At 69.2% G+C, this 13,541-nt stretch carries 13 protein-coding genes; 10 read left to right on the top strand and 3 right to left on the bottom strand.

Going from position 1 to position 13,541, the window contains the following annotated elements; all coding sequences use genetic code 11:
* The gene (locus OG984_RS10390; protein ID WP_328531510.1) at positions 1-420 is read right to left on the bottom strand and encodes a DUF2752 domain-containing protein; all 420 of its coding nucleotides are present in this window, start codon (positions 418-420) and stop codon (positions 1-3) included.
* Positions 417-674, bottom strand: a complete 258-nt coding sequence (locus OG984_RS10385) for a CD225/dispanin family protein (protein ID WP_008362969.1) — start codon at positions 672-674, stop codon at positions 417-419. Before OG984_RS10385 ends, OG984_RS10390 begins: the two co-directional genes overlap by 4 nt.
* Positions 675-848: 174 nt before the next feature.
* Here OG984_RS10385 and hisI point away from each other — a divergent pair, with 174 nt between their 5' ends.
* Genes hisI through OG984_RS10370 form a run of 3 tightly spaced genes read left to right on the top strand, consistent with a single transcriptional unit; the run spans position 849 to position 1,994 of the window.
* On the top strand, positions 849-1,205 hold the full coding sequence (gene hisI / locus OG984_RS10380) for a phosphoribosyl-AMP cyclohydrolase (protein WP_328531509.1): 357 nt from the start codon (positions 849-851) through the stop codon (positions 1,203-1,205).
* On the top strand, positions 1,202-1,750 hold the full coding sequence (locus OG984_RS10375; protein WP_328531508.1) for a Trp biosynthesis-associated membrane protein: 549 nt from the start codon (positions 1,202-1,204) through the stop codon (positions 1,748-1,750). The genes hisI and OG984_RS10375 overlap by 4 nt, the downstream gene beginning before the upstream one ends.
* A gap of 43 nt (positions 1,751-1,793) precedes the next feature.
* Complete coding sequence (locus OG984_RS10370) at positions 1,794-1,994, top strand: HGxxPAAW family protein (RefSeq protein WP_328531507.1); 201 nt, start codon at positions 1,794-1,796, stop codon at positions 1,992-1,994.
* A 76-nt stretch (positions 1,995-2,070) separates the two neighbouring features.
* On the opposite strand, the gene OG984_RS10365 is transcribed toward OG984_RS10370, so the two are convergent.
* The gene (locus OG984_RS10365) at positions 2,071-2,406 is read right to left on the bottom strand and encodes a DUF4190 domain-containing protein (RefSeq protein WP_328531506.1); all 336 of its coding nucleotides are present in this window, start codon (positions 2,404-2,406) and stop codon (positions 2,071-2,073) included.
* A gap of 147 nt (positions 2,407-2,553) precedes the next feature.
* Here OG984_RS10365 and trpC point away from each other — a divergent pair, with 147 nt between their 5' ends.
* From trpC to OG984_RS10330, 7 genes are all read left to right on the top strand, one after another.
* Entirely contained in the window at positions 2,554-3,336 is a 783-nt protein-coding gene (trpC, locus tag OG984_RS10360) for an indole-3-glycerol phosphate synthase TrpC (RefSeq protein ID WP_328531505.1), read from the top strand.
* A gap of 32 nt (positions 3,337-3,368) precedes the next feature.
* A complete protein-coding gene (gene trpB / locus OG984_RS10355) occupies positions 3,369-4,658 on the top strand; it encodes a tryptophan synthase subunit beta (protein WP_328531504.1) in 1,290 nt (429 codons plus the stop codon).
* Entirely contained in the window at positions 4,655-5,452 is a 798-nt protein-coding gene (trpA, locus tag OG984_RS10350) for a tryptophan synthase subunit alpha (protein ID WP_328531503.1), read from the top strand. The genes trpB and trpA overlap by 4 nt, the downstream gene beginning before the upstream one ends.
* On the top strand, positions 5,449-6,066 hold the full coding sequence (locus OG984_RS10345) for an SCO family protein (protein ID WP_328531502.1): 618 nt from the start codon (positions 5,449-5,451) through the stop codon (positions 6,064-6,066). Before trpA ends, OG984_RS10345 begins: the two co-directional genes overlap by 4 nt.
* Positions 6,067-6,074: 8 nt before the next feature.
* The gene (gene lgt, locus OG984_RS10340; RefSeq protein WP_328531501.1) at positions 6,075-7,025 is read left to right on the top strand and encodes a prolipoprotein diacylglyceryl transferase; all 951 of its coding nucleotides are present in this window, start codon (positions 6,075-6,077) and stop codon (positions 7,023-7,025) included.
* Between the two features lie 279 nt (positions 7,026-7,304).
* Complete coding sequence (gltB, locus tag OG984_RS10335) at positions 7,305-11,861, top strand: glutamate synthase large subunit (protein WP_328531500.1); 4,557 nt, start codon at positions 7,305-7,307, stop codon at positions 11,859-11,861.
* Positions 11,854-13,320, top strand: coding sequence for a glutamate synthase subunit beta (locus tag OG984_RS10330; protein ID WP_328531499.1), 1,467 nt, complete (start codon positions 11,854-11,856; stop codon positions 13,318-13,320). Before gltB ends, OG984_RS10330 begins: the two co-directional genes overlap by 8 nt.
* Positions 13,321-13,541 lie beyond the last annotated feature (221 nt).

The raw sequence follows: 13,541 nt of genomic DNA, 5'->3' as shown, positions 1-13,541 counted from the left end.
TCAGGCGGCCAGCACCGTGAACGGCGGCCAGGGCAGGTTGCGGAGGACCGTGAAGACGACAGTCAGCGCCAGCCAGGTGTGGAGCGCGGCGGGGGAGCGGGCCCAGCCGGGGGCCGGGCGGCCGCCGACGCGCCCGCGGAGCCAGAAGAACCAGAGCAGTGCGAGCATCGGCAGCCCGAGCAGGACCATCAGCGCGTTGTGGCCGACCGCGCCGGCGACGTCGCCCGACAGCAGGGACATGGTTCCGCGGGTCATCCCGCAGCCGGGGCAGTCGATACCGGTGAGCGCGTGGATAGGGCACGGCGGAACGTAGACGACGAGCCCGGGGGAGGTGGCGAAGACGGCCGCGAGGCCCGCCCCGCCGGCCACGACGGCCAGCGGGACGAGCCCCGCGCGCACCCGTGAGGGTGTGGTGATCACATGCTCCCCGACTGGGCGGCCATGCCGAGCCCGAGGACGACCGAGGCGATGATGTAGAGGACGATCACGACGACGCCGGTGACGGCGCCGATGATGCCCCACTTCTTGGCGCCCTCGGCGTCACCCTGAACGGCCTTGACGATCGAGACGATGCCGAAGGGCAGGCAGCAGAAGATCGTGACCAGGATGCCGATCACGAGGGCGCTGGTGTCGGTCTGCTTCGCCGGTGCCGGCTGCGGGGTGGGGTTAGCCATGATGCGGTGTTCTCCAGTTTGAATAGTCGACCCTGAGGGTCGGCTGACAGGGCCGTACCGAGACCCGGCCCAGATGACCGAGAGAGTGTGGCAGGCCGGCGCGCCGACGGCCTTCGATTGGCGTCACGACATGCCGGTTGTGTCCGTACTGTTGCCCAGCGGGATACTGGAGGCGTGACTACTGGACCTACGGGCGAGGGACTCGACCCCGCCATCGCCGACCGGCTCAAGCGCGACCCCGACGGGCTGGTGCCCGCGGTGGTGCAGCAGCACGACACCGGCGAGGTGCTGATGCTCGGCTACATGGACGACGAGGCCCTGGCGCGCACGCTCGCGACGGGCCGGGCGACCTACTGGTCCCGCAGCCGTCAGGAGTACTGGGTCAAGGGGGAGACCTCCGGCCACCGGCAGTACGTCAAGGAGGTCCGCCTGGACTGCGACGGCGACACGATCCTGCTCAAGGTCGGCCAGGAGGGCCCCGCCTGCCACACCGGCGACCACACCTGCTTCGACGCCGGCCTGATCTCGTGAGGTCGTTCGGCCTCACCGTCACAGCCGGCCTCGCCGGCGCGGCTCTGGCTGCCTGGGCCGGCTCCAACGAGTGGGTGAAGGTCACCGCGCCGGCCCAGATGCCGGCCGACCTCAACGACTCCCCGGCCACCACCGGCCTGGCCCTGGTCGCCCTCGCGGCCTGGGGCGTGATCCTGGTCACCCGAGGTCTCGTACGCCGTCTGGTGGCGGCCCTCGCGGGCCTGGCCGGGATCGGCGTGATCATCACCTTCTTCGGCCACGCCGGGATCGACGCACTGGGCCGGGCGATCGACTCCGAGGTCGTCTGGGGTGAGACCGAGCACACCACGACCCCGTGGCCCTACCTCGCGCTCCTCGGCGCGGTCCTGACCGTCGCGGCGGCCGTCGCGGCCGTACGCCTGGCTCCCTCGTGGCCCGAGATGGGCCGCAGGTACGACGCCCCCGCCGACGCCAAGCCGGAGCGGAAGCCGCTGGAGGAGCAGTCCACGATCGACGTCTGGAAGTCGTTGGACGAGGGTCGGGACCCGACAGCCGGGGATCAATGAATACACTGCACCCAAGCAAAGTGAACTCGTAGAGGAGCATCGAATGTCCGCCAGCCACGGCAACACCCCGGCAGCCTGGATCGCAGTCGCGGTCGGCCTCCTCGGCTTCCTCATCGGCAGCGTCGCCATGATGCTCGACCCGATCAGCTGGCTCGTCTTCTGGGTCGGCGTGGCCGTCACCGTCGCCGGTGGTCTGCTCTTCATCGTGCTCGCCAAGCTCGGCTTCAACGTCGAGTCACACTGAGCCTGAGACAGCGAGGCCCCCGGCGGATCCGCCGGGGGCCTCGCTGATTCCAAGAGCCGAGCTCAATGGGCCGAGCTCAGTAGGTGCTGGTGCTGCCGCTGAAGTCGAGTGCACCGGAGAGGTTCAGGATGATCCCGATGATGCCGAGGACGACGGCGACGATGCCGAGGATGAAGCCGGCGGTGGCCATGCCACGCCCGCCCTGCGCGCCGCCGGAGGCGTCGATCTCGTTCTGGGCCATCTTGCCCAGGATGATCGCCGGGATACCGGTGAAGAAACCACAGCAGACACAACCGAGGATGCCGAGGACAAGTGCCCAGATCGCCTTCTTGTTGTTGCCCGCAGGCTGGCCGGGCTGCCCGGGTGCCGGCGAACCGTACGGCGGCGGTGGCGGCGGAGTTCCGTAGCTCATGTGTCTGACCTCCAAAGTCAGGCGAGTTGGGTTGAGGTGAAAGAAACTTAACGTTTCCCGCCCGCACTGTGGCGCCAAATCGGGCGTGTCACGGTTCGGGTGAGAGGCTTTGCACGTGGGTCTTACCCAGAAACGAGAGGTTTAAACATGTCGGTGCTCGAAAAGATCATCGACGGCGTACGTCTGGACCTGGCACAGCGTCAGGAGACGGTGTCGGAGGCGGACCTGCGGGCCCGGCTGGCCGACGTCGACGCGCCGCGCGACCCGATGCCGCACTTCCGTGCGCCGGGCAGCAGCGTGATCGCCGAGGTGAAGCGGAAGAGCCCCTCCAAGGGCGCTCTGGCCGACATCCCCGACCCGGCCGAGCTCGCCCAGAAGTACGCCGCCGGCGGTGCCGCCGCGATCTCGGTGCTCACCGAGGAACGCCGCTTCGGAGGGTCGCTCGCCGACCTGGTCGCGGTCCGCGCGGCCGTCGAGACGCCGATCCTGCGCAAGGACTTCATCGTCGAGCCCTACCAGCTGCTCGAGGCCCGGGCCGCCGGAGCGGACCTGGCGCTGCTGATCGTGGCCGCGCTGGACGACGACACCCTGCGCCGCCTCTACGACCGGGCGGGTGAGCTGGGGCTGACCGTGCTGGTCGAGACCCACGACGAGGACGAGGTCGCCCGGGCGGTCGACCTCGGCGCCGAGCTGATCGGCGTCAACGCGCGCAACCTGAAGACCCTGGAGATCGACCAGGACGTCTTCGGGCGGCTCGCCCCGCTCATCCCCGAGGACCGGGTGAAGGTCGCCGAGTCGGGCATCTTCACCGCCACCGACGTCAAGCGCCACGTCTCCGAAGGGGCCCGCGCGGTCCTGGTGGGGGAGGCGCTGGTCAAGCACGGCGACCCGCAAGCCACGGTCGCCGAGTTCACCGGAATCCAAGGCTGAGGCCAAGAGTAGATCCGAGAGCAGATACAGCCATGACAACTCACATCCACGAGACGACTTCCTACGACGCCGACGAGTTCGGCTGGTTCGGTGGTGAGGCCGAGGGGTTCGGCGGCCGCTTCATGCCCGAGGCGCTGATGAAGGCGCTCATCGAGCTCGACGACGCCTGGCAGAAGGCGAAGGCCGACCCGGAGTTCGTGGCCGAGTTCGACGCGATCCTGCGGGACTACGCCAACCTGCCGAGCCCGCTCTACCACGCGACCCGGCTCTCCGAGCAGCTCGGCGTACGGGTCCTCCTCAAGCGCGAGGACCTCAACCACACCGGCGCTCACAAGATCCGCAACGTGCTCGGCCAGGCCCTGCTCACCAAGCGGATGGGCAAGACCCGGGTGATCGCCGAGACCGGTGCCGGCCAGCACGGCGTCGCCTCCGCGACCGCGGCCGCCTACTTCGGCCTCGACTGCACCGTCTACATGGGCAAGGTCGACACCGACCGCCAGGCGCTCAACGTCGCCCGGATGCGGCTGCTCGGCGCCGAGGTCGTCCCGGTGCCCTCCGGCAGCGGCACCCTCAAGGACGCCATCAACGAGGCGCTGCGCGACTGGGTCGCCAGCGTCGACCACACCGCCTATCTGTTCGGCACCGCCGCCGGGCCCCACCCGTTCCCGACGCTGGTGCGCGACATCGTGCGCGGCATCGGCGACGAGGCCCGGGCGCAGTCCATCGAGCAGTTCGGCGGCCTCCCGAACGCCGTCGTCGCCGCGGTCGGTGGCGGCTCCAACGCCATCGGCCTCTTCACCGCGTTCCTGGACGACGAGGATGTCGAGATCCATGGTTTCGAGGCGGGGGGAGACGGCTTCGAGACCGGCCGTCACGCCGCCACCATCCAGGCCAACGACCCGGGCGTGCTCCACGGTGCCCGCACCTACGTGCTCCAGGACGAGGACGGCCAGACCATCGAGTCCCACTCGATCTCCGCCGGTCTCGACTACCCGGGCGTCGGCCCGCAGCACGCCTGGCTGGCCAAGTCCGGCCGGGCGCGCTACACGAGCATCACCGACAAGGAGGCGATGGACGCCTTCGCGCTGCTCTCCCGCACCGAGGGCATCATCCCGGCGATCGAGTCGGCCCACGCGATCGCGGGCGCCATCAAGATCGCCCCGGAGATCAAGGAGCGCCACGGCGAGGGCGCCACGATCCTGATCAACCTGTCCGGTCGCGGCGACAAGGACATGGGCACGGCCATCGAATACTTCGGGTTGGGCGACGAAGGAGCCCAGGCCCGAAGCGACAAGCACAGCGGATTGGGAGACGCAAAGTGAGCACGTCGGTAGCGTTCGAGAAGGCGAAGGCCGAGAACCGTGCCGCCCTGGTCGGCTACCTGCCGGCGGGTTTCCCGTCGGTCGAGGGCTCGATCGAGGCGCTGACCACGATGGTCGAGGCCGGCTGCGACATCATCGAGATCGGCCTGCCCTACTCGGACCCGGTCATGGACGGCCCCACGATCCAGGACGCCGTGCAGCAGGCGCTCGACGGCGGCGTACGTGTCGACGACGTGTTCCGCGTCGTCGAGGCCGTGGCCGCGACCGGGGTGCCGACCCTGGTGATGACCAGCTGGAACCCGATCGAGCGTCGTGGCGTGGACCGCTTCGCCCAGCAGCTGCAGGACGCCGGCGGCGCGGGGCTGATCACGCCCGACATCACCCCCGACTTCGCGCCGGAGTGGATCGAGGCCGCCGACGCCCGCGACCTCGACAAGGTCTTCCTGGTCGCGCCGAGCAGCACCGACGAGCGGATCGCGATGACCACGGCCCAGTGCCGCGGTTTCGTCTACGCCACCGCGGTCATGGGCGTCACCGGCGCGCGTGCCAAGACCTCCGACCTGGCCGCCCCGCTGGTCGCCCGTACGAAGAAGACCACCGACCTTCCCGTCGGCGTCGGCCTCGGGGTCAGCAACGGCGCCCAGGCGGCGGAGATGGCCGCGTACGCCGACGGCGTCATCGTCGGCTCCGCCTTCGTGCGTACGCTGCTGGACAACCGCTCCGACGAGCAGGCGGCGCTCAAGGCGCTGGCGAGCCTGACCGAGGACCTGGCCGCGGGAGTCCGCGCGCGTTGAGGTTTCTCGTCCTACCCGTCCTGCTCGCTCTCGTCGGAGTCCTCAGCGGCTGCGGCGCGGCCGGCACCGGCCAGGCGCCGGCCTCGGCGATGACCGGGCAGGAGCACACTCCCTACCGGCTCTCCGACACCGCGCTGACCGACACCGACGGTGAGCCCTTCTCGCTGGCCACCGACGCCGACAAGCCGTTGACGCTGGTGTTCTACGGCTACACCCAGTGCCCCGACGAGTGCCCGCTGGTGATGTCGAGCCTGACCGCCGCCCTGACCCGCCTCGACGACACCGACCGGGAGAAGATCGACGTCGTGTTCGTGACCACCGACCCGGCGCGCGACACGACCGAGGTGCTCGAGAAGTACCTCGAGCGCTACGACGACGACTTCATCGGCCTCACCGGAGACCTGAAGGACATCGTCACCCTGGCCGAGTCGATGCGGCTCTACATAGGGGAGGCCGACCGGCTACCCAGTGGGGGCTACGATCTCGGGGTCCACGACACCCACGTCTCCGCAGTCACCGGGGGAGAGGCGCGGGTCGTGTGGTCGATGAACACCTCGCCCAAGCAGTTCGCCGACGACATCCACCACCTTCTTGAGGAAGAAAACGCCGCATGATGCTCCCGATGTCCATCCCCAGCCCGGCCGAAGGCGTGCTCTGGCTCGGGCCGGTTCCGCTGCGCGGCTACGCCTTCGCGATCATCCTCGGCATCATCGTCGCCGTCTGGGTCTCCGAGCGGCGCTGGCAGGCCCGCGGCGGCCGGGCCGGCGACATCCAGGACATCGCGCTGTGGGCGGTGCCGTTCGGACTGGTCGGTGGCCGGATCTACCACGTCATGACCGACTGGCAGCTCTACTTCGGCGACGGCGCCAACCCGATCGAGGCGCTCTACATCTGGCGCGGTGGTCTCGGCGTATGGGGTGCGATCGCGCTCGGCGCCGTGGGCGCCATCATCGGCGCCCGGACCAAGGGCATCAAGATCGTCCCGCTGCTGGACACCATCGCCCCGACCTGTCTGCTGGCGATGGGCATCGGCCGCTGGGGCAACTGGTTCAACCAGGAGCTCTACGGCAGGCCCACCGACCTGCCCTGGGGTCTGGAGATCGACCCGTCGCGCTTTCCCGACGGCCCCAGCCAGTTCCCCGTCGGCACCACGTTCCACCCGACGTTCCTCTACGAGTTCCTCTGGGACATCGCGCTCTTCTTCGTGATCGTCTACCTGCAGAAGAAGCTGCGCCTGGGCGGTGGCCGCGTGGTCGCCCTCTACGTGATGGCCTACTGCCTCGGCCGCGGCATGATCGAGACCCTGCGCATCGACAACGTCCAGCTGGTCGACGTGCTCGGCCTGCGCTGGAGCGAGTGGATGTCGATCATCCTGTTCGTGCTGGCCGCAGCATGGTGGGCGTACGCCACCTTCACCGGCCGGGGTAAAGTCGAGGACGAGGTCTACAGCGATCCTGCCAAGGCCCCGGCGAACGAGACCGAGATCGACACCGAGATCGAGACCGACAGCGACTCCGTCGGCGATGATGCCGACAACGGGACCGACGACGAGGAATCCTCGACAAAGGCCTGATCAGACGCAGATGTTGGGCGCAAAGTCGCGCCCGGCGGGAGGGTGTCCGTGGATGGACCCTCGTTCGCAACCTACGCGTGACACAGTGGTAACCTAGCCGCACTCGCGCGGGCCAACGCTGTCCCCTGCAGATTGCCAGTTTCATCCCCGCAAGGGCGCGCGCACCTGTCGCAGAACATCCCCACGCTCCGGACCCGGCTCGAAGCAGAGTCGGAAATCCGGGGCTATTGGGCTGCGTCGGATCGTGCGTTCCCGAGCCCGGACAGACGGGAGATCCCGGTGCCGTACGAGCACTCGTATCCATCCCCCCAGGGCCTCTACGACCCTCGGTTCGAGAAGGACGCCTGCGGCGTCGCCATGGTTGCAACACTGACCGGCGTCGCCAGCCACGACATCGTGAAGCAGGGCATCCGTGCCCTGGTGAATCTCGACCACCGCGGCGCCGCCGGCGCCGAGACCAACTCTGGCGATGGCGCCGGGATCCTGCTGCAGGTTCCCGACGCGTTCCTGCGTGAGGTCGTCGACTTCGACCTTCCGGCCGAGCGTGCCTACGCCGTCGGCACCGCCTTCATCCCGGGCGACGTCGACCAGGTCGAGCGCACCATCAAGCTGGTCGAGGACATCGCGACCGAGGAGGGCCTCGAGGTCCTCGGGTGGCGTGACGTACCGGTCAACCCGGAGTCCCTCGGCGCCACCGCGAAGGCGGTCATGCCGACCTTCCGCCAGCTCTTCGTCGCCGGCGCCAAGCAGCGCGTGACGGGGCTGGCCCTCGAGCGGCTCGCCTTCTGCCTGCGCAAGCGCGCGGAGAAGGAGACCGACGTCTACTTCCCGTCGCTGTCGAGCCGCACCATCGTCTACAAGGGCATGCTCACCACGCCCCAGCTGGCCGAGGTCTTCCCCGACCTCCTCGACGAGCGGGTCGCCTCCGCGATCGCCGTCGTCCACAGCCGGTTCTCGACCAACACCTTCCCGAGCTGGCCGCTGAGCCACCCGTTCCGGTTCATCGCCCACAACGGCGAGATCAACACCGTGATGGGCAACCGCAACTGGATGAAGGCCCGCGAGGCGCTGCTCTCCTCCGAGCTGATCCCGGGTGACCTGGAGCGGCTCTTCCCGATCTGCACCGAGGGCGCCTCCGACTCGGCCTCCTTCGACGAGGTCCTCGAGCTCCTCCACCTGGCCGGCCGCAGCCTGCCGCACGCCATGCTGATGATGATCCCGGAGGCGTGGGAGAAGCACGAGGAGATGGACCCCGCCCGCAAGGCGTTCTACGAGTTCCACTCCTCGCTGATGGAGCCCTGGGACGGCCCGGCGTCGGTCGTGTTCACCGACGGCACCCAGATCGGCGCGGTCCTCGACCGCAACGGTCTGCGTCCCTCCCGCTACTGGGTCACCGAGGACGGCCTGGTCGTGCTCGGCTCCGAAGCCGGCGTGCTCGACGACATCGACCCCGCCACCGTGGTCCGCAAGGGCCGCGTCCAGCCGGGCAAGATGTTCCTGGTCGACACCGCCGAGCACCGCATCATCGAGGACGACGAGATCAAGTCAGAGCTCGCCGCGGAGCACCCCTACGACGAGTGGCTCCACGCCGGTCTCGTACGCCTCGAGGACATCCCCGAGCGTGAGCACATCGTCCACACCCACGCGAGCGTGACCCGCCGCCAGCAGGTCTTCGGCTACACCGAGGAGGAGCTGCGGATCCTGCTCGCGCCGATGGCCAACACCGGCGCCGAGCCGATCGGCTCGATGGGCACCGACAGCCCGATCGCGGCGCTGAGCGACAAGCCGCGGATGCTGTTCGACTACTTCGCCCAGCTCTTCGCGCAGGTCACCAACCCGCCGCTGGACGCGATCCGCGAGGAGCTCGTCACGAGCCTCAACGGCACCATCGGCGCCGAGTCCAACCTGCTCAACCCGGGCCCGGCCTCGTGCCGGCAGATCGTGCTGCCGTTCCCGGTCATCTCCAACGACGACCTGGCCAAGATCCGTCACATCAACCGTGACGGCGACATGCCGGGCTTCCAGGTCCACATCGTCCGCGGCCTCTACGAGGTCGACGGCGGTGCCGAGGCGCTCCGCACCCGCCTGGACGAGATCTCGGCCGAGGTCTCCCAGGCGATCGAGGACGGTGCCCGGATCATCGTCCTCTCCGACCGCCACTCCACCCAGGAGATGGCGCCGATCCCGTCGCTGCTGCTCACCGGCGCCGTGCACCACCACCTCGTCCGCGAGCGCACCCGCTCGCAGGTCGGCCTGCTGATCGAGGCCGGCGACGTACGCGAGGTCCACCACGTCGCCCTGCTGATCGGCTACGGCGCCGCGGCGGTCAACCCTTACCTGGCGGTCGAGTCCGTCGAGGACCTCGCCTACGAGGGCTACTACGTGAAGGCCGACGCCGAGAAGGCGATGGCCAACACGATCAAGGCGCTCGGCAAGGGTGTCCTCAAGGTGATGTCGAAGATCGGCGTCTCCACGGTCGCCTCCTACACCGGCGCGCAGATCTTCGAGGCCGTCGGCCTGTCGAAGGAGGTCGTGGACCGCTACTTCACCGGCACCACCTCCAAGCTCGGCGGCATCGGTCTCGACGTGATCGCCGAGGAGGTCGCCAAGCGGCACGCCACGGCCTACCCGCGCGACGGCGTCGCCAACGCCCACCGCGCGCTGCCCATCGGCGGCGAGTACCAGTGGCGTCGCGAGGGCGAGCCGCACCTGTTCGACCCGGAGACGGTCTTCCGTCTGCAGCACGCCACCCGCAGCGGCCGCTACGACGTCTTCAAGCAGTACACCGACCGCGTCAACGAGCAGTCCGAGCGGCTGATGACGCTGCGCGGGCTCTTCAAGCTCAAGAGCGCCGAGGAGCTGGGCCGCCAGAAGATCTCGATCGACGAGGTCGAGCCCGTCGAGGCGATCGTCAAGCGCTTCTCCACCGGCGCGATGTCCTACGGCTCGATCTCCAAGGAGGCTCACGAGACGCTCGCCGTCGCGATGAACATCCTCGGCGGCAAGTCCAACACCGGTGAGGGCGGCGAGGACCCCGAGCGGCTCTACGACCCCGAGCGGCGCTCCTCGATCAAGCAGGTCGCCTCGGGTCGATTCGGTGTGACGAGCGAATACCTGACCAACGCCGACGACATCCAGATCAAGATGGCCCAGGGCGCCAAGCCCGGCGAGGGCGGTCAGCTGCCGGGTCACAAGGTCTACCCGTGGGTGGCCAAGACCCGTCACTCGACGCCCGGCGTGGGACTGATCTCCCCGCCGCCGCACCACGACATCTACTCGATCGAGGATCTCGCTCAGCTGATCCACGACCTGAAGAACGCCAACCCGAGCGCTCGCGTCCACGTGAAGCTCGTGGCCGAGGTCGGCGTCGGCACCGTCGCGGCGGGTGTCTCCAAGGCCCACGCCGACGTGGTCCTGATCTCCGGTCACGACGGTGGCACCGGTGCCTCCCCGCTCACCTCGCTCAAGCATGCGGGTGGCCCGTGGGAGCTCGGCCTCGCCGAGGCGCAGCAGACGCTGCTCCTCAACGGCCTGCGCGACCGGATCGTGGTGCAGACCGACGGCCAGCTCAAGACCGGCCGTGACGTGGTCATCGCCGCGCTGCTCGGCGCCGAGGAGTTCGGCTTCGCCACCGCGCCGCTGGTCGTCTCCGGCTGCGTGATGATGCGGGTCTGCCACCTCGACACCTGCCCGGTCGGCGTCGCCACCCAGAACCCGGTCCTGCGTGAGCGGTTCACCGGCAAGGCGGAGTACGTCGTCAACTTCATGCGCTACATCGCCGAGGAGGTCCGCGAGCTCCTCGCCGAGCTGGGCTTCCGCAGCATCGACGAGGCCGTCGGTCACGCCGAGGCGCTCGACGCCCGCGACGCGATCGACCACTGGAAGGCCTCCGGGCTCGACCTCTCGCCGATCTTCACCCGCGTGGAGTCGCCGCAGCAGTTCTCCGACCAGGCCCTCTACAACACCAAGGGCCAGGACCACGGTCTGGAGAAGTCGCTCGACGTCAACGAGCTGCTGCCGCTCGCGGCGCCGGCACTCGAGCGCGGCGAGCCCGTACGCGCCCAGCTGCGGATCCGCAACGTCAACCGCACCGTCGGCACGATCCTCGGTCACGAGATCACCAAGCGCTACCGCGGTGAAGGCCTGCCCGAGGGCACGATCGACATCACCTTCACCGGCTCCGCGGGCCAGTCCTTCGGCGCGTTCATCCCCAAGGGGCTGACGCTGCGCCTGGAGGGCGACGCCAACGACTACGTCGGCAAGGGCCTCTCCGGCGGCCGCGTGGTCATCCGACCGGAGCGTACGGCCGGGTTCAGGGCCGAGGAGCACATCATCGCCGGCAACACGCTGGCCTACGGCGCCACCAGCGGGCGGATCCACATCCGCGGTGGCGTGGGGGAGCGGGCCGCGGTCCGCAACTCTGGTGCCAGCATCGTCACCGAGGGTGTCGGCGACCACGGCTGCGAGTACATGACCGGTGGCCGTGTCGTCGTGCTCGGCCCGACCGGCCGCAACTTCGCGGCCGGCATGTCCGGCGGCATCGCCTGGGTCCTCGACTTCGCGGAGCAGCGGCTCAACGGGGAACTGGTCGACGCCACCGGCGTCGAGGAGAAGTACGCCGCCGAGCTCGAGCAGCTGGTGCGCGACCACCTCGAGGAGACCGGCTCGGCCGTCGCCGAGGCGCTCCTGGCCGACTGGCCGAACTCTCTGACCCGCTTCACGCAGGTCATGCCCAGTGACTACAAGCGCGTGCTCGAAGCCCAGGAGGAGGCCCTCGAGGAGGGCCTCGACGAGGACGAGGCCGCGCAGCGAATTATGGAGGTCCTCCATGGCTGACCCGAAGGGTTTTCTGAAGAACGGGCGTGAGGTCGCGACCCGTCGTCCCGTCGACGAGCGGGTCAAGGACTGGCACGAGGTCTACCCGGGCAAGATCGGCAAGACCCTGCTGCCGATCATCAACACCCAGGCCTCGCGCTGCATGGACTGCGGCATCCCGTTCTGCCACCAGGGCTGCCCGCTCGGCAACATCATCCCCGAGTGGAACGACCTGGTCTGGCGCAACGACTGGGAGGGTGCCTCGGAGCGTCTGCACGCGACCAACAACTTCCCCGAGTTCACCGGCCGGCTCTGCCCGGCTCCGTGTGAGGCCGCCTGCGTCCTGGGGATCAACCAGCCCGCGGTGACGATCAAGAACATCGAGGTCTCGATCATCGACAAGGCCTGGGACTCGGGCTTCGTCAAGCCGCAGCCGCCCGAGTGGCTCTCCGGCAAGGCGGTCGCCGTCATCGGCTCCGGGCCCGCGGGCCTGGCCGCCGCCCAGCAGCTCACCCGGTCGGGCCACACTGTGGCCGTCTACGAGCGGGCCGACAAGATCGGTGGGCTGCTGCGCTACGGCATCCCGGAGTTCAAGATGGAGAAGTCGCAGGTCGACCAGCGCCTGGCGCAGATGCGCCGTGAGGGCACGGTCTTCCGGGCGGGCGTGAACGTCGGCACCGACATCACCGGCGCCCAGCTCCAGGACCGCTACGACGCCATCGTGCTGGCGAACGGCTCCACCGTCGGCCGCGACCTGCCGGTCCCCGGGCGCGAGCTCGACGGCATCCACCAGGCGATGGAATACCTGCCGCAGTCCAACCGGGCCTCGCTCGGCGAGGCGGTCCCCGACCAGATCCTGGCCGAGGGCAAGCACGTCGTCATCATCGGTGGCGGTGACACCGGCGCCGACTGCCTCGGCACCGCGATCCGTCAGGGCGCCGAGTCGATCACCCAGCTGGAGATCATGCCGCGTCCGCCGGAGGAGCGCCCCGAGGGTCAGCCCTGGCCGACCTACCCGATGACCTATCGGGTGGCCTCCGCGCACGAGGAGGGTGGCGAGCGGGTCTACTCCGTGTCCACCAAGGAGTTCCTCGGCACCGAGGACGGCCGCGTACGTGCGTTGAAGCTCGTCGAGGTCGAGTTCATCGACGGCAAGCTGACCGAGAAGGAGGGGACCGAGAAGGAGATCCCCGCCGACCTGGTCCTGCTGGCGATGGGCTTCACCGGCCCGGAGAAGGACGGCCTCCTCACCCAGCTGGGTGTGGAGTACGACGCTCGCGGCAACGTCGCCCGCGACGACTCCTTCGCCACCTCCGTCCCCGGCGTGTACGTCGCCGGCGACGCGGGCCGCGGCCAGTCGCTGATCGTATGGGCGATCGCCGAGGGCCGTGCCGCCGCGGCCGCGGTCGACACCTACCTGACCGGCTCGACAAACCTGCCGGCGCCGATCCGTCCGACGGACCGGCAGCTGACCGTCTGAGGCCGACAGGCCTAGGCACAACGGCGTGCCGACCACTGGCCCGGCACCTCCCCTTCGGAGGTGTCGGGCCAGTCGGGTCTCAGCCACCGGATCGGACGATCCGACAGAGTTCGTACACACTTGTGACGACGAGTTTGTGGCACACGTGCATTGCCCGGGTCTGCGGTGAGCCGCTAGCTGCCGGCGACCTCGCGCCGGGCCCAGCGTGGAGGGACGACATC

Origin of the sequence: Nocardioides sp. NBC_00368 (assembly GCF_036090055.1) — a bacterium.
GTDB lineage: Bacteria > Actinomycetota > Actinomycetes > Propionibacteriales > Nocardioidaceae > Nocardioides.
Note: the sequence above shows the minus strand (reverse complement) of the source record. Positions and strands in the feature narration are given on the sequence as shown.

Coding starts and splice junctions, on each gene's coding strand:
- lgt (WP_328531501.1), top strand. CDS start 6,075: ATGTCCATCCCCAGCCCGGCCGAAGGCGTGCTCTGGCTCGGGCCGGTT.
- OG984_RS10370 (WP_328531507.1), top strand. CDS start 1,794: ATGTCCGCCAGCCACGGCAACACCCCGGCAGCCTGGATCGCAGTCGCG.
- OG984_RS10385 (WP_008362969.1), bottom strand. CDS start 674: ATGGCTAACCCCACCCCGCAGCCGGCACCGGCGAAGCAGACCGACACC.
- trpC (WP_328531505.1), top strand. CDS start 2,554: ATGTCGGTGCTCGAAAAGATCATCGACGGCGTACGTCTGGACCTGGCA.
- trpB (WP_328531504.1), top strand. CDS start 3,369: ATGACAACTCACATCCACGAGACGACTTCCTACGACGCCGACGAGTTC.
- OG984_RS10365 (WP_328531506.1), bottom strand. CDS start 2,406: ATGAGCTACGGAACTCCGCCGCCACCGCCGCCGTACGGTTCGCCGGCA.
- OG984_RS10330 (WP_328531499.1), top strand. CDS start 11,854: ATGGCTGACCCGAAGGGTTTTCTGAAGAACGGGCGTGAGGTCGCGACC.